This window comes from Achromobacter pulmonis (genome assembly GCF_002885955.2).
Classification (GTDB): Bacteria; Pseudomonadota; Gammaproteobacteria; order Burkholderiales; family Burkholderiaceae_B; genus Achromobacter; species Achromobacter pulmonis_A.
Map to the genome: position 1 here is coordinate 142,073 of NZ_POQS01000004.1, position 17,467 is coordinate 159,539.

Consider the following 17,467-nt stretch of genomic DNA (forward strand, 5'->3'; position numbering starts at 1 on the left):
TGATACGGGCGATATTCAATCCAGACTGATATTGCGGCTCTTGATGAGCGCGCGCCATTTCTGCCTTTCGTCCGCGACGTAGGCGTTCATGTCCGCGGCGTTGGTGGGACGCGCTTCCCAGCCGGCGTCGTAGAGTTTCTGGCGCACGTCGGCATCGCCCATGGCCTTCTGCAATTCGGCGCTCAGGCGTTCCTGCACGTCGCGCGGCGTGGCCGCGGGCACGGCCAGGCCCTGCCAGGTATAGGCTTCGACGCCGGCAAAGCCCAGCTCTTTCGCCGTGGGCACGTCGGGAAGCTGCGGGATGCGCTCGGCCGACATGGCCAGCAGCGGCACGACCTTGCCGGATTTCACCGCGCTGACGCCGCTGGGCAGGTCCAGCATCATCAGCGGCACCTGCCCGCCCATCAGGTCGCGCAGCGCCTGGGCGCCGCCCTTGTAGGGCACGTGCAGCACCGATACCTGGGCCTCGCGCTGGAACAGTTCCAGCGCCAGGTGGTGGGGACTGCCGACGCCGGCGGTGGCGATGCCGTACTTGCCCGGCGCGCCCTTGAGCGCGGCCAGCAGGCTCTTGGCGTCGGTAAAGCCGGAATTGGGCGCCGCGGTGATGACCAGCGGCGAGCGGCCCATCATGCCCAGCAGCGCGAAATCCCTTTGCGGCTCGTAGTTGAGCTGCTTGTAGAGCGCGCTGTTGTAGATCAGCACGCCGTTGTCGGCCGACAGCACGGTGTAGCCGTCGCCGGGCGCGCGCGCCACGAATTCCGAGGCGATGATGGCGCCCGCGCCGGGGCGGTTTTCCACCACTACGGGCTGGCCCAGCTGCCGCGACAGCTGCGCGCCGGTGGTGCGCGCCAGGAAGTCGGTGCCGCCGCCCGCGGGGTAGCCCACTACCCAGCGCAGGGGCTGATTGGGATAGTTCTGGGCTGACGCGCCGAAACCGGTCAGCGAGGCGGCCGCGGCCAGCATGGCGGCGGCAAGACGGATATTGCAGCGCATGGCGCTTTCTCCTGGATGTCGTTGCGCAACAAGAAACGATGGAATCAGGCCTCGGCCAAGGTGTTGGTCAGCGTGCCGATGCCGTCGATTTCGGTATCGACCACGTCGCCGGCCTGCACGTTGACCACGCCGTCGGGCGTGCCGGTGAGGATCACGTCGCCGGGCATGAGCGTCATGAACCCGCTCAGGTACTCGATCAGTTCGGGAATGCGGTGGATCATGTCGCCGGTGTTGCCGCTTTGCGTGACCTGGCCGTTGACGCGGGTGCGCAGGCCCAGCGCGTGCGGGTCCGGCACGTCGGCCGCGTCGACCAGCCAGGGACCGATCGCGGTCGAGGCGTCGCGGTTCTTGACCCGCAGATTGGGGCGGTAGTAGTTCTCCAGGTAGTCGCGCACGGCATAGTCGTTGCTCACCGTGTAGCCGGCCACGCAGGCCATCGCGTCGGCGGCGCGCACGCGTTTGGCCTGGCGGCCGATCACCACGGCCAGCTCGCATTCGTAGTGCATGAAGGCGGCGTCGCGCGGACGCGGCGTGCGGCCGCGATGGCCGACCAGCGAGTTCGGCCCCTTCAGGAATACCAGCGGCGCGTCCTTGGCCGTGACCGTGAGTTCGCGCGACAGTTCCTTGACGTGGTCGGCGTAGTTCAGGCCCAGCGCGATGATGGTGCCGAATTCGATCGGGGGCAGCCATTGCACGTCGGCCTGGGCCAGCAGGCGGCCGTCGGGCAGCCTGACCGCCCCGCCCTCGCCTTCGGTGACGTCCCAGGTCCGGTTCTCGTAAACAATGCGTCCGCGCTTCATGCCTGCTTCTCCTCTGCCAGGCTGTGGCTCAATTCGCCCAGACGGGGCACGGTGATCGTGACGCGGTCGCCGGCGCGCCCCACGGGCGAGCCTTCGCCGGGGCCGAGCAGCAGCACGTCGCCCTCGGCCAGGGTCATGAATTCGGTCACGTCGGCGATCAGCTGCGCGGCGGGACGCAGCAGCGTGGCGAAGCTGCGCTCGTAGGCCTGCTGGCCGTTGACGCGCACGCCCAGCGCGGCCTGGTCGAGATCGAAGCCGGGCTGGCCCTGGAGCACTTCGCTCATCGGGCAGAAGCCGTCGCGGTTGCGCTGCACGACGGCGGGACGGTAGTAGTTCTCGTGCGGCAGGGTCAGGTCGCTGACGATCACCAGGCCGGCCACGTGGCTCATGGCCTGGGCCGCCGGTACCTGCCTGGCGGGCCGCCCGATTACCAGGCCGATGGTCGCGTCGATGCGCACCACGCCCGGATCGGCGGGGATCTCCACCACGGCGCCGTCGGCGGCGTAAGTGTTGCGCGACTTGATGTAGAGCACCGGCGCCTTGGGCGCGGCCTTGTAGGGCGCGCCGTCGAACTGGGGCGCCAGGCGTTCGAGGGTGGCGCGGTCGTTGAGCAATGCCCCGTAGACGGTGCCGTCGCGCCGGATGGAGTGCGGAGTCTGCATGATCGGGATCTAATTAACGAGGTAACAATTACCATGTTAACTAAAACCCCGATAACGCAAACTCAGGATTACCCCTAGGCGAAAAAAAAGCCGCTCGTGGCGAGCGGCTTTTCGTGCGCCTGGGACCGGTCAGGCGATCAGACGGTCCAGGGCCTCGCGGTACTTGGCGGCGGTCTTTTCCAGCACGTCCTGCGGCAGGCGCGGCGCCGGCGGCGTCTTGTCCCAGGTCTGGGTTTCCAGCCAGTCGCGCACGAACTGCTTGTCGAAGGAAGGCGGGCTGATGCCGACGCGGTAGCCGTCGGCCGGCCAGAAGCGCGAGGAATCGGGCGTCAGCACTTCGTCCATCAGGTAGAGCGTGCCGTCGTCGTCCAGGCCGAATTCGAACTTAGTGTCGGCGATGATGATGCCCTTGGTGGCGGCGTAGCGCGCGGCCTCGGCGTACAGCTTGAGGGTCACGTCGCGGATGCGCTCGGCCATTTCCTGGCCGACTTCCTTGACCACGTGGGCGAAGTCGACGTTTTCGTCGTGCATGCCGAATTCGGCCTTGGCCGCCGGCGTGAAGATGGGTTCGGGCAGCTGGCTGGCCTGCTGCAGGCCGGCCGGCAGCGCGATGCCGCACACCGAGCCGGTGGCCTGGTAGTCCTTCCAGCCCGAGCCGATCAGGTAGCCGCGGGCGACGGCCTCGACCAGGATGGGCTTCAAGCGCTTGACCACCACGGCGCGTCCGCGCACCTGGTCCACCTCGTCCGGCGCGACCACGTCCTCGGGCTTGATGCCGGTGGAGTGGTTGGGCAGGATATGGGCCAGCTTCTGCAGCCAGAATTCGGTCAGCTCGGTCAGCACCTGCCCCTTGCCGGGGATGGGGTCGTCGAGGATCACGTCGAACGCGGAGATGCGATCCGACGCGACGATCAGCAACTTGTCGTCGCCTACCGCGTACATATCGCGCACCTTACCGCGGCCCAGCAGCGGCAAGGACTTGATGCTGGATTGATGCAAAGCAGAAGTCACGGGAAATGGCCTATGGCAATAATGAAGATTCCCGCCTCGGGCAGCGCCAGGGCGGGAAAGTCGAACCTGCAAGGCGCATAGGTTACTGCAAAACGGCCCGGCGCTGCCGACGGCGCCCGGCCGCCCTCCCCTCGACGCCGCCCGGCGCAGGCGTTAGGCTGTGGTCTCTTACCATGCGCGCCGACCGCCGCAGGCGTCACGGCGCACCCCTTCCACCCGGAGACCAAGCCGTATGCAGGATGCTTCCCTCAAACGCAGGCCCGCCGCCGACGCGCAAGTGCACCTGACCGGCGGCTGCCAGTGCGGCGCGGTCCGCTACGCCGTCACCGACGAGCCCCTGACCGCCGCCACCTGTCATTGCCGGGACTGCCAGTATTCCAGCGGCGGCGCCCCGGCCCACGCGCTGATCTTTCCGGCCGGCTCGGTCACGCTGCTGCGCGGCCAGGCCAAGGAGCACCGCTACAAGGGCGACTCCGGCCACACCGTCATGCGCAGCTTCTGCGCGGCCTGCGGCACGCCGCTGTTCGGCGGCTCCGAAGGCATGGACTACGAAATCGTGCGGGCCGGCTCGCTGGACGATCCCGAGGCCTTCCACGCCCGCGCCAGCCTGTGGACCGGTTCCGCGCCGTCCTGGCACCACGTGGACCGCAGCATCCCGCACTACGCCGGCAACGGGCCCGCCGCCTAGACCATAAAAAAAACGGGCCCGCATGAATACGGGCCCGTTCTTCCGCACTGCCGAGCGTGCTTACTGCACCACTTGCGCCAGCTTGCCCGAGGCGTACTGGGCGGCGATTTCGGTCAGCGGCAGGGCCTTGATCTTGCTGGCGTTGCCGGCGGTGCCGAACTGGGTGTAGCGGGCCACACAGATGGCCTTGGCGGCGGCGCGGGCCGGCTTCAGGTATTCGCGCGGGTCGAACTTCTCGGGGTTCTCGGCGAAGAAGCGGCGGATCGCGCCGGTCATGGCCAGACGGATATCGGTGTCGATATTGATCTTGCGCACGCCGTACTTGATGGCTTCCTGGATTTCCTCGACGGGCACGCCGTAGGTTTCCTTCATGTTGCCGCCGAATTCGCGGATCTCGGCCAGCAGTTCCTGCGGCACGCTGGAGCTGCCGTGCATCACCAGGTGGGTGTTGGGCAGGCGGGCGTGGATTTCCTTGATGCGGGAGATCGACAGGATGTCGCCGGTGGGCTTGCGCGTGAACTTGTAGGCGCCGTGGCTGGTGCCGATGGCGATGGCCAGGGCGTCGAGCTGGGTCTTGCGCACGAAGTCGGCGGCCTGTTCCGGGTCGGTCAGCAGCTGGTCCATGGTGAGCTTGCCGTCGGCGCCGTGGCCGTCTTCCTTGTCGCCCTGCATGGTTTCCAGCGAGCCCAGGCAGCCGAGTTCGCCTTCGACCGTCACACCCAGCTTGTGGGCCACGTCGACGACCTTCTTGGTCACTTCGACGTTGTAGTCGTAGTCGGCGATGGTCTTGCCGTCTTCCTTCAGCGAGCCGTCCATCATGACGCTGGAGAAGCCGAGGTCGATGGCGCCCTGGCAGACCTTGGGCGACTGGCCGTGGTCCTGGTGCATGACCACGGGAATGTGCGGATAGGATTCCACGGCGGCCTGGATCAGGTGCTTCAGGAAGCCTTCGCCCGCGTATTTGCGCGCGCCGGCCGAGGCCTGCATGATCACGGGGCTGTCGGTCTCCGCAGCGGCTTCCATGATGGCCTGGACCTGCTCCAGGTTGTTGACGTTGAAAGCGGGAATGCCGTAGCCGTGCTCGGCGGCGTGGTCGAGCAACTGGCGCATGGAGACTAGGGCCATGAGTGGTCCTCCTTAGGTACTGTCTATTGAAAGATGGTTGAAGTCTTGCTGAATGGGGTGATTTTACGGGGGATTCGCCGAAAGGTCTTGCAACCGGCGGTATCCAGGCCATTCGGGCTGCGCCGAACGGCGTAAGCCGTCCCGGCGCCCCCGCCGCAAGCACGAGGGCGCCGGTGCGCGGGCCCTACGGCCGGCCCGCGTGCGGCACGTCGACCCGCGTCACCAGGATGCGCCCCTCGGGCCTGGCGCGGCGGTTGGCCTCGATGAAATCGGGCGCCGCGGCCATGAACAGGCTGCGGCCGTCCGGCCCGCCCAGGGCGGCGGCGAAGATGCCGAACTCGCCGGTGTCGATCTGCTCCAGTATCCGGCCGCCGCGCGCCAGGCGGACGATGCGCTTGCCGATAGCGTCGGCCACCCACAGCGCCCCCTCGGCGTCCAGCGCGCCGCCGTCCGGCCCGATGGCCGAGGCGGCGATCAGCACGCCCAGGTCGTCGCTGGCGGGCAGCGGGCCGAAATCGGCCCAGTCGCGGCGCGGCCCCAGGCCGCCGTCGGGCAGGATGTCGAATTCGGAAATACGGTTGCCGAAGGTCTCGTTGACGATCATGACGGCGCCGTCCGGGGTGATGAAGGAGCCGTTGGGAAAGCACAGCCCGTCGGCCACCACCCGGCAGGAGCCGTCGGGGTCCGCGCGCACGATGGTGGTGTTGCGCACCGGCGCGCCGTTCATCAGGTCGAAGCCGAAATTGCCCACGTAGGCCCTGCCCTGCGCGTCGACCACCATGTCGTTGATGTGCCCGCCGGTCAGCGCCGACAGGTCGGCATGCTCGACCAGGCTGCCATCGGCCTCGCGGCGCAGCAGCTTGCGGTCTTTCATGGAAGCGATGAGCAGCCGGCCGTCCGGCAGCCAGCCCAGGCCGGACGGCTGCTGCGGCACCTCGCAGATGCGCTCGACCCGACCGTCCAGGTCCACCGCGATGACCTGGCCGGTGTAGAAGTCCGACGCCCACAGGCGGCCCTCGTGCCAGCGCAGGCCCTCCAGGTAGGTGTATCCGGACGCCAGCACCGACAGTTCTCGTTTCTGCATTTTCCAGTCTCCTTTTTTGTCGCGGGACGCCGCCTTGGCGGCCGGCCAGGCATTCTGGCATGGCGGCGCGGGGCGGTGGCGCTGTTCCAATTTGATACAAATCCGCTCCACTGGAGGCGACAACTGGCTGTCAGCTTGGGGGCGTTAACATCGCGGCCCAAGGGTAAACCCGCAAGCCTCGGGATCGCCCTGGCATGTCTGTCATCCGACCGCTCGCCCGCCCCATGCCGGCGGACCCGGCCCCCGCGGGGCCTGGCGCACGGTCGCCGTTTTTCCGTTTTGATCATGAACACTAAGAAGCTGACGCGTTACATCGGCATCGCCATGGTGCTGGGCATCGTGGTGGGCTACTTCTGCCACAGATACGCGCAAACTCCCGAGGAGGCCGCCCGCATCGCCGCCTACTTCAGCCTGGTCACCGACATCTTCCTGCGCATGATCAAGATGATCATCGCCCCGCTGGTGTTCGCCACGCTGGTGACGGGGCTGGCCAGCATGAGCGACGCCAGCGCCGTGGGCCGCATCGGCATGCGTGCGATGATCTGGTTCGTCGCCGCCTCGCTGGTTTCGCTGCTGCTGGGCCTGGCGCTGGTCAATCTGTTCGAACCGGGCGCGCACATGAACATGACGCTGCCCGACGCCGGCGCCAGCTCCGGCCTGAAGACGGGCGATTTCACGCTCAAGGCCTTCATCGCGCACGTCTTCCCCAGCAGCATCGCGCAGGCCATGTCCAACAACGAGATCCTGCAGATCCTGGTGTTCTCGCTGTTCTTCGGCACGGCGCTGTCCTTCGTGCGCAGCAAGGGCCACCACACCCTCTACAACATGATCGACGAGCTGGCCAAGATCATGTTCCGGGTGACCGACTACGTCATGCGCTTCGCGCCCCTGGGCGTGTTCGCCGCGATGGCCGCCGCCATCACCACCGAAGGTCTGGGCGTGCTGGTCAGCTACGGCAAGCTGATAGGCGAGTTCTACCTGGGCCTGGCGCTGCTGTGGGGCGTGCTGTTTTTAATCGGCTACCTGTTCCTGGGCAAGTCCGTGCGCCGGCTGGGCGGGCTGATCAAGGAACCCACGCTGCTGGCGTTCTCCACGGCCAGCAGCGAATCGGCCTACCCCAAGACGATCGAGGCGCTCTCGCGCTTCGGGGTGCCCAAGCGCATCTCGGGCTTCGTGCTGCCGCTGGGCTATTCCTTCAATCTGGACGGCTCGATGATGTACCAGTCCTTCGCGGTGCTGTTCATCGCGCAGGCCTACCGCATCCCGATGAGCTTCACCCAGCAGCTGACGCTGCTGCTGGTGCTGATGGTGACCAGCAAGGGCATGGCCGGCGTGGCGCGCGCCTCGCTGGTGGTGGTGGCCGCCACGCTGCCGATGTTCAACCTGCCCGAGGCAGGCCTACTGCTGATCATGGGCATCGACCAGTTCTTCGACATGGGCCGCACCGCCACCAACGTGGTCGGCAACAGCCTGGCCACCGCCGTCATCGCCAAGCTGGAAGGCCGCCAGCCCGCCGATGAGGAAGCGCCGGCCAAAGAGGCCGCGGGCGGGGCCGCGGCGTCTTGACCGTCGCCATCGCCGGGAGCAACATATAAGCCCCCGGCAAGCCCTGCCCGATCCAGCCATGATTTCCCTACGCCTGCGCTGCACCGTGGCGGCCGTCGCCCTGATGGCCGCAGCCCCCGCCTCGCACGCCTGGACGCGCATATCCTGCAACCTGGGCGGCACCGCCGCCAGCCCGCCCATGCAGATGCGCCAGTTCCGCATCGACGGCACCGAAATCAGCCAATTGATGTTCAGGCTCAGGGTCCGCAGCGCCGAGATCCCCGAAGGCGCGCGCGCCGACACCGACTGCACCGAATTCATGGGCCGGGAAATCGACGTGGTGCTCGACGGCGCCGGCGCCACGGCGGTGCGCAAGGGGCAATCTGTAAAGCTGCGCTACCGCTATGACGATTCGCTGGGCGAGGCGCGGGCCAGCCGGTTCGAGCTGGTCCGTTAGGTTTCGGTCATTCAGTCATTGACCGAGCAAGACACCGGCGCCCCGTCCTCGAATTCCACGTCGTAGGTGTGCACCGGGTCCCAGGGCAGCGTGAACCACAGTTCATAGCCGTCGCCGTCCTCGTCGAACAGCCACAGCGCGCGCAGCACGGCCTTCCCGGCCATGGCCTCGGCGGTTTCCTCGGGCAGCAGCTGGGCGTCTTCGATACCCAGTTTTTTGTAGTGTTCGTAGGAATAGTTGTCGAGCAGGAAATCGGCGGCGGCCAGGATCTGCTCGTCGAGGGTGTCCAGGATGTTCTTGACCGCCTTGGACGCGCCGCTGCCGGGTTCCTCGCCGTCGGTCTGGATCATGACGTGGATCGGCGGGCGATCCGCGCCCACGGCGACGTTTTCGGCCGCCCACAGATCGGGTTCTTCGGGATCCTGGGTGAAATTGAATCGTGCCATCGCGCGCTCCGGAAAAAAGGCGCGCCGCCGGCGGAAAATGCGGCAGCGCTCCAGTTCCCATTTAACCAGATGCGCGGGCCCGCGTCCGGGGCCGCGCAGGATATTTCAAACACGTTCCAGCGCCAGGTGCGGCAAGGCCGGCAGCGTCACGCGAATAGCATCGCCGGCCCGGACCTCGCCGCCTTCGAGCACGATGCCCATGACCCCGGCCCGGCGCATCAGGCTGCCGTCCGGATGGCGGCCCAGCACCGCGGCGGTCAGGCCCTGCTGGTAGTGGTCCAACTGCGCACAGGGATTGCGCAGGCCGGTGATCTCCACCACCGCGCCGGCGCCCAGGTGCAGCCAGGCGCCGCGCGGCAGCGCCAGCAGGTCGATGCCGCGAGTGGTGATGTTCTCGCCCATCGTGCCTTCGGCCACGTTGAAGCCGGCCAGCTGCAATTCGTCGTGCAATTCGGCGTGGATCAGGTGCACCTGGCGCAGATTGGGCTGGCTGGGGTCGGCCTTGACGCGCGAGCGGTGCCTGACGGTGACACCGAGGTGGGCGTCGCCCTCCACGCCCAGCCCTTTGAGCAACATGATTTCAGGCACCACGGGCTTGCTGAACGTGTGCGCGGCGCTGCGCGCCACGGCGGTCACGATGGGGTCCATCGGCTTGCTCCTGCCGTCTCAGGCCGCCAGGCCCTGGGCCTCGGGTTCGAGCGCCGCGCCGGCGCGCAAGGGCGGGTAGTGGGTGGAGAATACCAGCCGGCCCGCCGACCAGGTGCGGCTGATCAGCGGCTGGCCGCCCACCTGCGCCACCGCCACCAGGTCGGCGCGCATGCCGGGCGCGATGCGGCCGCGGTCCGACAGGCCGCAGGCCTGCGCGGGATTCAGCGTGACCAGCGCGGCCGCCTGCGCCAGCGTCAGCTCGGTCTGCGCCGCCACCGCGAAGACGGCGGCGATCAGCGTGGAAGGCTGGTAGTCCGAGCACAGGCAGCTCGCCACGCCGGCCCGCACCGCGTCGATGGCCCGCATCGAGCCGCTCTGGCTCTGGCCGCGCAGCACGTTGGGCGCGCCCAGGATGGTGGGCAGGCCGCAAGACACCGCGGCGCGCGCGGTATCCAGGTTGATGGGGAACTCGCTCATGGCCACGCCCAGGTTGCGCATGGTGGCGATGCGGTGGATGGAGTCGTCGTCGTGGCTGGCCGTGGGGATGCCCAGGCCCTGCGCATGCGCCAGCAAGGTCTCGACCCGCGCCACCGCGCCGTCGCGCGCGCGGCTCTTGGCCTGCGCCGCTTCCTCGGCCTGCTCGCGGCTCATGGCGTGGTTGCCCATCATGTATTGCAGATAGGACTCCAGCGTCTTGAACTGCCCCTGCCCCGGCGAATGGTCCATGACCGACAGCAGGTCCACCGCGCCCTCGTCCATCAGCGCGCGCAGCACGTCCACCGAGGTGGCGTCGGTGACCTCGTAGCGGCAGTGGATGCGGTTGTCGACCAGGCTGTGGCCACGGAACGCGCGCACCGTGCGCACCACTTCGGCGGCCGTCTGGTTGTTGCGCACGCCCCATTCGCTGTTGGCGAAGGACAGCGCGTGATAAGGCGTGGTGATGCCCGCCGCGGCGTTGCGGCGGTCCACCTGCGCCACCGCGAAGTCCAGCGGGAACAGCACGCGCGAGCGCGGCTCGGCCTCTTTTTCGATGGCGTCGCAATGCAGGTCGATCAGGCCCGGCAGCAGGACCTGGCCCTGCAGGTCGACTTCGCGGCCGGCGCGCGCGCCGGCCGGCTCGACGGCCACGATGCGGCCGTCATCGATCAGCACCGCGCTGTCTTCCAGCACGCGGTCGGCCAGCACGACGCGGGCATGGGTGAGATAAGTGCTGTGCATGATCAGGCCTCCATCGCGGTGGCGGTCACGGCCGGGCGCAATTCCAGCGTCTGGGTGGCGACGGCGTCGCGCACCTCGGCGTCGTGGAATATGCCCAGCAGGCAGCGGCCCTGGGCGCGGGCTTCGAGGATCAGGTCGATCACCACCTGGCGGTTGTCGGCGTCCAGCGAGGCGGTGGGCTCGTCCAGCAGCAGGATCGGATGGCGGGCGATGAAACCGCGCGCGATGTTCACGCGCTGCTGCTCGCCGCCGGAGAAAGTGGCCGGGGCCAGGCCCCACAGGCGTTCGGGCACGTTCAGGCGCCGCAGCAGCGCGGCGGCGCGGGCGCGCGCCTCGTCGGCCGGCACGCCGGCCGCGCGCAGCGGCTCGGCCACCACGTCCAGCGCGGCCACGCGCGGAATCACCCGCAGGAACTGGCTGACGTAGCCGATCACGTCGCGCCGCAGCGCCAGGATGCGCTGCTCCGGCGCGCCCACCAGCTCGACCCAGCCGTCTTCGGCGCGCACGCGGATGCTGCCCTCGGTGGCCAGATAGTTGCCGTAGAGGCAGCGCAGCAGCGTGCTCTTGCCGGTGCCGGACGGCCCGGCCAGCACCAGGCAGTCGCCGGCCGCGGCGTCGAAGTCGACCGCCTCCAGCACCGGCAGCCGCATGCCGCCCTGGTTGTGCAGGGTAAACATTTTTCTGAGGCCCCGCACCTCGATCATCGGAGTGGTTGCGCGCATGCTCAGCTCTGCAAAATGGAGGACACCAGCAATTGGGTATAGGGGTGCTGCGGATCGTCGAGGATCTGGTCGGTGAGCCCGCTTTCGACCACCTCGCCGCCGCGCATGACCAGGGTCCGGTGCGCCAGCAGGCGCGCCACGGCCAGGTCGTGCGTGACCACGATGGCCGCCAGGCCCAGGTCGGTCACCAGCTGGCGCAGCAGGTCCAGCAGGCGCGCCTGCACCGACACGTCGAGCGAGGCCGTGGGTTCGTCCATGAACACCAGGCGCGGATGGGTCACCAGGTTGCGGGCGATCTGCAGGCGCTGCTGCATGCCGCCCGAAAACGATACCGGCGCGTCGTCCAGGCGGCCGACGTCGATCTCCATCTTGTGCAGCCAGTTGCCGGCCACGCGGCGCAGCTCGCCGTAATGGCGCTCGCCCACGGCCATCAGGCGTTCGGCGATGTTGGCGCCGGCGCTGACCTGCATGCGCAGGCCGTCGCGCGCGTTCTGGCGCACGAAGCCCCAGTCGGTGCGCGCCAGCAGGCGCAGGCGCGCGGCCGGCAGCGCGGCCAGGTCGGTGAAACCCTGGTCGCGGGTGTCGTACCAGACGCTGCCGGCCTGCGGCCGGGTCTGGTGGGACACCGCCGACAGCAGCGTGCTCTTGCCCGAGCCGGACTCGCCGACCACGCACAGCACCTCGCCGGGATAAAGATCGAAGCTGACGTCGCGGCAGCCGTGCACGCCGTCCCAGGTGCGCGTCATGCCGCGCACGGACAGCAGGGGATTCGCTTGGGGATTCATGCCGCGGCCTCGTCCGGGTTGGCGTCCGGGCGCTGGCGCGCCTGGCGATCGTTGCAGTATTCGGTGTCCGAGCAGACGTAGCGGCGCGTGCCGGCGTCGTCCAGGATGATTTCGTCCAGGAAGCTCTCGCGCGAGCCGCACAGGTCGCAGTGCTCGCTCCAGCTTTGCACTTCGAAGGGGTGGTCCTCGAAGTCCAGGCTCTTGACCCGGGTGTATGGCGGCACGGCGTAGACGCGCTTTTCGCGGCCCGCGCCGAACAGCATCAGCGCCGGGCTGCCGTCCAGCTTGGGATTGTCGAACTTGGGGATGGGCGACGGCCGCATCATGTAGCGGTCGTTGACGATCACGGGGTAGTCGTAGGTGGTGGCGATGCGGCCGTGCTGCGCAATGTCCTCGTACAGCTTGACGTGCATGCCGCCGTATTCGGCCAGCGCATGCATGGTGCGGGTCTCGGTTTCGCTGGGTTCGAGCCAGCGCAGCGGCTCGGGAATGGGCACCTGGAACACCATGATCTGGCCGGCGGCCAGCGGCGTCTCGGGAATGCGGTGGCGCGTCTGCACGATGGTGGCCGCCGGCGTGGACTGCGTGGTGGCCACGCCCGTGACGCGGCCGAAGAAGCGCCGGATGTTGATCGCGTTGGTGGTGTCGTCCGAGCCCTGGTCTATCACCTTGAGCACGTCGCCGCGCCCGATGATGGCGGCCGTGACCTGAATGCCGCCCGTGCCCCAGCCGTAGGGCAGCGGCATCTCGCGGCTGCCGAACGGCACCTGGTAGCCGGGAATCGCCACCGCCTTGAGCAGCGCGCGGCGCAGCATGCGCTTGGTGGATTCGTCCAGGTAGCCGAAGTTGTAGTGGTCGTCGCGCGCGACCGCGGCCTGTTGTTGCGTCGTCATGGGGAAACCGCCTCGTCCATCAGTTGTTTGTCCGCGGCCTGCGGCGCGTCGCGCTCGGCGCGCATGCGGCGCAGCAGTTCCAGGTTGGCCTGGAAGTCCACGTAGTGCGGCAGCTTCAGGTGCTGCACGAAGCCCGAGGCCTCGACGTTGTCGCTGTGGTAGAGCACGAACTCGTGGTCGTTGGCCGGAGAATCGGCCAGCTCGCCCAGCTCGGCGGCCTTGAGCGCGCGGTCCACCAGCGCCATCGACATGGACTTGCGTTCGCCGTAGCCGAACGTCAGCCCGTAGCCGCGCGTGAACTTCGGCCCTTCCTCGGCGTTGCCCGCGAACTGGCTGACCATCTGGCATTCGGTCACTTCGATCTCGCCCACGGTGACGGCGTAGCCGAGTTCCTCGATGTGCATTTCCACTTCCAGCGCGCCGTAGCGGATCTCGGCCGCGAAGGGATGGGTGTTGCCGTAGCCGCGCTGCGTGGAATAGCCCATCGACAGCAGAAAGCCTTCGTCGGCGCGCGCCAGGTTCTGCAGCCGCGCGGCGCGCGAGGCCGGGAAATCCAGCGGCTGGCGGGTCAGGTCGAAGGGTTCGGGATCGCCGGGCGGAACCGGCTCGGCGTCGATCAGGTCATCCTGCGCCAGCAGGTCGGTCACGCGCGGCATGGCGCTGTCCAGGGCGGCTTCGCCGGCGGGCAGCGAGTCGGCCTCGCGTCCGGCCAGCAGCGAGAAGTCCAGCAGCCGCTGGGTGTAGTCATAGGTGGGGCCCAGGATCTGGCCGCCGGGCAGGTCCTTGAAGGTGGACGAGATGCGGCGCTGCAGGCGCATGCGGCCGGTGTCTATCGGCTGCGTGTAGCCGTAGCGCGACAGCGTCGTGCGATAGGCGCGCAGCAGGAACACGGCCTCGATCACGTCGCCGGCGGCCTGCTTGAGCGCCAGCGCGGCCAGCTGCGGATCGTAGAGCGAGCCTTCGGCCATCACGCGCGACACGGCCAGCGGCATCTGTTCGCGGATCTGCGCCAGGCTCAGTTCGGGCACCTCGCGGTCGCCGCGACGGTAGTCGTCCAGCATGCGGTAGGAATTGAGGATGGCGCGCTCGCCCCCTTTCACGGCTACGTACATGTCAGTTCTCCACGCGCGTGCTGCGCGGCAGGCCGCAGATCCGCCGGCCCTGCGTCAGCAGCACGTCGACGCCCAGCGGAAAGCGTTGGTGATTGAGGCGCCATTCGCGCCAGAAGCCTTCCGGCAGCCCGGCCGCGGCCAGGGCCTGGCGGCTCTGGATGCCCGGGCCGCTCAGCATGGCCTGCGGTCCGGCATCCAGCGACGCGACTTCGATCAGCAGCGTGGTGGACTGATCGGGATAGGCCGGGTCGCCCGGATGGCAGGCCGACAGCGCCGGGGCCTCGAAGCCGGCCGGCGCCGCGGCGAAGCGCGCCAGCGCGGGCGAGGGCACGATGGGGCAGCCGCAATGAAAGCGCAGGAAGGCCAGCGTATCGGCGCTCGCGCCTTGCGGCAGCCACAGCGGCGTGTCGACGTCGACCAGCGTCAGCAGCAGGGCCGTCATGGCGGGCGACAGGCCCGCCGGCACGCCGCTTTCGGCCGTGATTTCGTGGATGCGCCCGGGATGGGCCAGCGCGTCCAGCGCGGCGCGGAAGGTGGCCTGCGCGTCGTCCACCGGATCGGCGAAACCGGGCAACAGCGTGCGGCCCGGGGCCGCGGCGGCGGCCAGTATCGGTTGTTGCATGTCAGTCCTCGCCTCGCACCATCGTGAAGAATTCCACCTTGGTCTGCGCCGCCACGCGGGCCTGGCGCTCGACCTTGCCGGCATGCTGGCGCGCCAGCGGCGCGATGAGCTGCGCCTGCACGGTTTCATGCCATTCGGGCAGCTGAAGCAGGGCGTCGGCCACGGCGGCCTGTTCCGCATGGCGCAGCGAGCGGCCCTGCACGTAGGCCACGCCGACCACGCCCTCGCCCATCGTCACCGCGCAGCGTGTCACGGTCATTTCGCCCAGGTTGAAGCGGGCGCCGGTGCCGCCGCTGCGGGCGCGCACCATGGCCATGCCGGTCTGGGCCGGGCGCAGCGTGCGATGCTCGGGCAGCCGGCCCAGCGCGCTGAACGCGCCGTCCAGCGCGCCGGCGTCGGCCAGCGCCAGCACGCGCATCCAGGCCGCGCGCCGGGCGTCGGATGCCGGTTGTCCTGTCTGTGGGTGTTCCAAGATTCCTCCATACGTCTAGACGACTGGATGAAGTATGATCGGTTCGAAATCCAAGTTCAACAGCCGGGCGTGAATTTTTGATGACAGTTGCTGCGCCTTTGCGGCGGCCGCGGCATCGGGCACAATCGTGGCCATTCTTGAAGAGCGGATATGACAGTACGAGCGCACTCCATGGTTGAAAGAGGTTCCGGCATCGCCGTCTGGCGGCAAATCGGCGAATCGCTTGCGGACGACATCCGCAACAAGCTCTATGCGGCGGGCGAACAGCTGCCCTCCGAACCCGAGCTGGCCGCCAAGTTCTCGGTCAACCGCCACACGATACGGCGCGCCATGGGCGAGCTGGAGCAAAGCGGCCTGGTCCGGATCGAACAGGGCCGCGGCACCTTCGTGCAGGAACACGCCATCGATTACGCCATCGGCAAGCGCACGCGCTTTTCCGAGAACCTGCGCAGCCAGGGCATGCTGGGCCACCAGGAGGTGCTGGGCAGCCAGTCGCTGCGCGCCGCCGAGATCGCCAAGCACCTGGGGCTGGCCCGCAGCGCGGCGCTGCTGCGCGTGCAGATCGTGGGCAAGGCGGAAAACCGCCCCATCAGCGTCTCGGAACACTACTTCGACGAAAAGCGCTTCCCCGATTTCGCGCAGCGCCTCGCGTCTCAGCGTTCGATCTCCAAGGTCTATGCGCACTACGGCATCGGCGACTACACCCGCAAGTGGTCGCGCATCACCGCGGCGCTGCCCTCGCCCGAAATCGCCCGCCTGCTGGGCCAGCCCAAGACCCGCCCCATCCTCCAGGTCGAGGCGCTGAACGTGGACCAGCAGGGCGCGCCGCTGCAGTACAGCGTGGCCCGCTTCGTCGGCGACCTGGTGCAGCTGATGGTCACGGACGAAGGCTGAACCGGTACCGCGGCGCCCCCTGAATCCGGCGGGCCGGCCTCACTCATCTAGACATCTGGTTGTAATGCAAGCCCGCTAACTTGGCGCCATGAACTCACGCACCCCTGCCCCCTCGCCCCTGACCGGCATCACCGGACAGCGCATCCTGACGCCGCGCGGCGTCCAACAGGCCAGCCTGCGTTTCCACGGCGGGCTGATCGACGATTCGGCGGCTCCCGCCGCGCGCGGCGCCGCCTGGTTCGACGCCGGCGACCTGCTGGTGCTGCCCGGCATCGTGGACCTGCACGGCGACGCCTTCGAGCGCGCCATCATGCCGCGCCCCAGCGTGACCTTCCCCTACCAGGGCGCGCTGTTCGACGTGGACCGCCAGCTGCTGGCCAATGGCATCACCACCGAATTCCACGGCGTCACGCTGTCCTGGGAAGGCGGCCTGCGCGGCGAGAGCTACGCCGAGCGCATGTTCGACGCGCTCGAAGGCATGCGGGCCCTGATGGGCGCGCGGCACTACGTGCACCTGCGCTTCGAGACCCATCACGTGGGCGGGCTGGACATCGCCCAGCAATGGATACGCGACGGCCGCGTGCGCTTCCTGGCGCTCAACGACCACCTGCCCAGTATGGCGCGGCGGCTGGGCGACGAGCGCAAGCTGCTGCAGTACGCGCACCGCGCGGAATGCGACCTCGACGTGTTCCAGGACCGCATCCGCGCCGCCATGGCCGCCGCCGATTCCGTGGCCGACGCCATGCGCGAACTGACCGCCTGCGCACGCGAGGCCGGCCTGAAGGTGGCCTCGCACGACGATCCCGACGCCGCCACGCGCCGCTACTACCACCAGTTGGGCTGCAGCGTGGCGGAATTCCCATTGACCCGCGAGGCCGCCGGCGTGGCGCGCGACCTGGGCAACGCCGTGGTGTTCGGCGCGCCCAACGTGGTGCGCGGCGGCAGCCACACCGGCGCGCCCAGCGCCACGGAGATGGTGCGCGCCGGCCTGTGCGACGTGCTGACCTCCGACTACTACTATCCCGCGCCGCTGGCGGCCGCGCTGCGCCTGGCCGGCGACGGCGTGCTGCCGCTGGCCCAGGCCTGGAACCTGGTGTCGCTGAATCCCGCTCGCGCCGCCGGCCTGAAAGACCGCGGCGCGCTGGCGCCGGGCCTGATCGCCGACGCCATCGTGGTCGACGACCGCATGCCGGGCCTACCGCGCGTGTGCGCCGCCATCGTCGGCGGCGAACTGCGCTACGCCAGCCGCGCCTTCGGCGACGGCCAGCCCCAGCGTATGGCGGCCTGACC

General features: G+C 68.7%; 20 protein-coding genes. 5 read left to right on the plus strand and 15 right to left on the minus strand.

Annotated elements, in window-relative coordinates:
- Positions 1–15: 15 nt before the first annotated feature.
- From C1I89_RS15680 to C1I89_RS15695, 4 genes are all read right to left on the minus strand, one after another.
- Positions 16–993, minus strand: coding sequence for a Bug family tripartite tricarboxylate transporter substrate binding protein (locus C1I89_RS15680; RefSeq protein ID WP_102773637.1), 978 nt, complete (start codon positions 991–993; stop codon positions 16–18).
- Between the two features lie 44 nt (positions 994–1,037).
- Positions 1,038–1,793 carry a fumarylacetoacetate hydrolase family protein gene (locus C1I89_RS15685; RefSeq protein ID WP_102773638.1) on the minus strand — a complete coding sequence of 252 codons (756 nt, stop codon included), beginning with the start codon at positions 1,791–1,793 and terminating at the stop codon, positions 1,038–1,040.
- Positions 1,790–2,455, minus strand: a complete 666-nt coding sequence (locus C1I89_RS15690) for a fumarylacetoacetate hydrolase family protein (protein WP_102773639.1) — start codon at positions 2,453–2,455, stop codon at positions 1,790–1,792. The genes C1I89_RS15685 and C1I89_RS15690 overlap by 4 nt, the downstream gene beginning before the upstream one ends.
- A 129-nt stretch (positions 2,456–2,584) precedes the next feature.
- Complete coding sequence (locus C1I89_RS15695; RefSeq protein WP_102773640.1) at positions 2,585–3,466, minus strand: phosphoribosylaminoimidazolesuccinocarboxamide synthase; 882 nt, start codon at positions 3,464–3,466, stop codon at positions 2,585–2,587.
- A 232-nt stretch (positions 3,467–3,698) separates the two neighbouring features.
- On the opposite strand from C1I89_RS15695, the gene C1I89_RS15700 reads away from it, so the two are divergent.
- Positions 3,699–4,154, plus strand: a complete 456-nt coding sequence (locus C1I89_RS15700) for a GFA family protein (protein WP_102773641.1) — start codon at positions 3,699–3,701, stop codon at positions 4,152–4,154.
- A gap of 60 nt (positions 4,155–4,214) precedes the next feature.
- Here C1I89_RS15700 and fba read toward each other — a convergent pair whose 3' ends face one another.
- Together fba and C1I89_RS15710 are read right to left on the minus strand one after the other, a co-directional pair.
- Positions 4,215–5,279: a class II fructose-bisphosphate aldolase gene (gene fba, locus C1I89_RS15705; RefSeq protein ID WP_102773642.1), complete on the minus strand. Its 1,065-nt coding sequence runs from the start codon at positions 5,277–5,279 to the stop codon at positions 4,215–4,217.
- Positions 5,280–5,463: 184 nt separating this feature from the next.
- Positions 5,464–6,363 (minus strand): SMP-30/gluconolactonase/LRE family protein, encoded by a 900-nt coding sequence (locus C1I89_RS15710; protein ID WP_102773643.1) that lies wholly within the window; start codon positions 6,361–6,363, stop codon positions 5,464–5,466.
- Between the two features lie 285 nt (positions 6,364–6,648).
- Here C1I89_RS15710 and C1I89_RS15715 point away from each other — a divergent pair, with 285 nt between their 5' ends.
- Both C1I89_RS15715 and C1I89_RS15720 read left to right on the plus strand, forming a co-directional pair.
- Positions 6,649–7,929, plus strand: coding sequence for a dicarboxylate/amino acid:cation symporter (locus C1I89_RS15715; protein WP_102774136.1), 1,281 nt, complete (start codon positions 6,649–6,651; stop codon positions 7,927–7,929).
- A 58-nt stretch (positions 7,930–7,987) separates the two neighbouring features.
- A complete protein-coding gene (locus tag C1I89_RS15720) occupies positions 7,988–8,365 on the plus strand; it encodes a hypothetical protein (protein WP_102773644.1) in 378 nt (125 codons plus the stop codon).
- Between the two features lie 11 nt (positions 8,366–8,376).
- Here C1I89_RS15720 and C1I89_RS15725 read toward each other — a convergent pair whose 3' ends face one another.
- From C1I89_RS15725 to phnG, 9 genes are all read right to left on the minus strand, one after another.
- Positions 8,377–8,811: a hypothetical protein gene (locus tag C1I89_RS15725; RefSeq protein WP_102773645.1), complete on the minus strand. Its 435-nt coding sequence runs from the start codon at positions 8,809–8,811 to the stop codon at positions 8,377–8,379.
- A 105-nt stretch (positions 8,812–8,916) separates the two neighbouring features.
- The gene (locus C1I89_RS15730) at positions 8,917–9,459 is read right to left on the minus strand and encodes an MOSC domain-containing protein (protein WP_102773646.1); all 543 of its coding nucleotides are present in this window, start codon (positions 9,457–9,459) and stop codon (positions 8,917–8,919) included.
- An 18-nt stretch (positions 9,460–9,477) separates the two neighbouring features.
- Positions 9,478–10,677 (minus strand): alpha-D-ribose 1-methylphosphonate 5-triphosphate diphosphatase, encoded by a 1,200-nt coding sequence (locus C1I89_RS15735; RefSeq protein WP_102773647.1) that lies wholly within the window; start codon positions 10,675–10,677, stop codon positions 9,478–9,480.
- A 2-nt stretch (positions 10,678–10,679) separates the two neighbouring features.
- Positions 10,680–11,399 (minus strand): phosphonate C-P lyase system protein PhnL, encoded by a 720-nt coding sequence (phnL, locus tag C1I89_RS15740; protein WP_102773648.1) that lies wholly within the window; start codon positions 11,397–11,399, stop codon positions 10,680–10,682.
- A 2-nt stretch (positions 11,400–11,401) separates the two neighbouring features.
- On the minus strand, positions 11,402–12,184 hold the full coding sequence (gene phnK, locus C1I89_RS15745) for a phosphonate C-P lyase system protein PhnK (protein ID WP_102773649.1): 783 nt from the start codon (positions 12,182–12,184) through the stop codon (positions 11,402–11,404).
- Positions 12,181–13,077, minus strand: coding sequence for an alpha-D-ribose 1-methylphosphonate 5-phosphate C-P-lyase PhnJ (locus tag C1I89_RS15750; protein WP_102773650.1), 897 nt, complete (start codon positions 13,075–13,077; stop codon positions 12,181–12,183). Before C1I89_RS15750 ends, phnK begins: the two co-directional genes overlap by 4 nt.
- Complete coding sequence (locus C1I89_RS15755) at positions 13,074–14,189, minus strand: carbon-phosphorus lyase complex subunit PhnI (RefSeq protein WP_102773651.1); 1,116 nt, start codon at positions 14,187–14,189, stop codon at positions 13,074–13,076. The genes C1I89_RS15750 and C1I89_RS15755 overlap by 4 nt, the downstream gene beginning before the upstream one ends.
- Position 14,190: 1 nt before the next feature.
- Complete coding sequence (gene phnH, locus C1I89_RS15760) at positions 14,191–14,811, minus strand: phosphonate C-P lyase system protein PhnH (protein WP_102773652.1); 621 nt, start codon at positions 14,809–14,811, stop codon at positions 14,191–14,193.
- A 1-nt stretch (position 14,812) separates the two neighbouring features.
- Positions 14,813–15,283 carry a phosphonate C-P lyase system protein PhnG gene (gene phnG / locus C1I89_RS15765; protein ID WP_102773653.1) on the minus strand — a complete coding sequence of 157 codons (471 nt, stop codon included), beginning with the start codon at positions 15,281–15,283 and terminating at the stop codon, positions 14,813–14,815.
- 171 nt (positions 15,284–15,454) lie between these two features.
- On the opposite strand from phnG, the gene phnF reads away from it, so the two are divergent.
- Entirely contained in the window at positions 15,455–16,177 is a 723-nt protein-coding gene (gene phnF, locus C1I89_RS15770) for a phosphonate metabolism transcriptional regulator PhnF (protein WP_102773654.1), read from the plus strand.
- An 88-nt stretch (positions 16,178–16,265) separates the two neighbouring features.
- Entirely contained in the window at positions 16,266–17,465 is a 1,200-nt protein-coding gene (locus tag C1I89_RS15775; protein ID WP_102773655.1) for an alpha-D-ribose 1-methylphosphonate 5-triphosphate diphosphatase, read from the plus strand.
- The last annotated feature ends 2 nt before the right edge of the window (positions 17,466–17,467 follow it).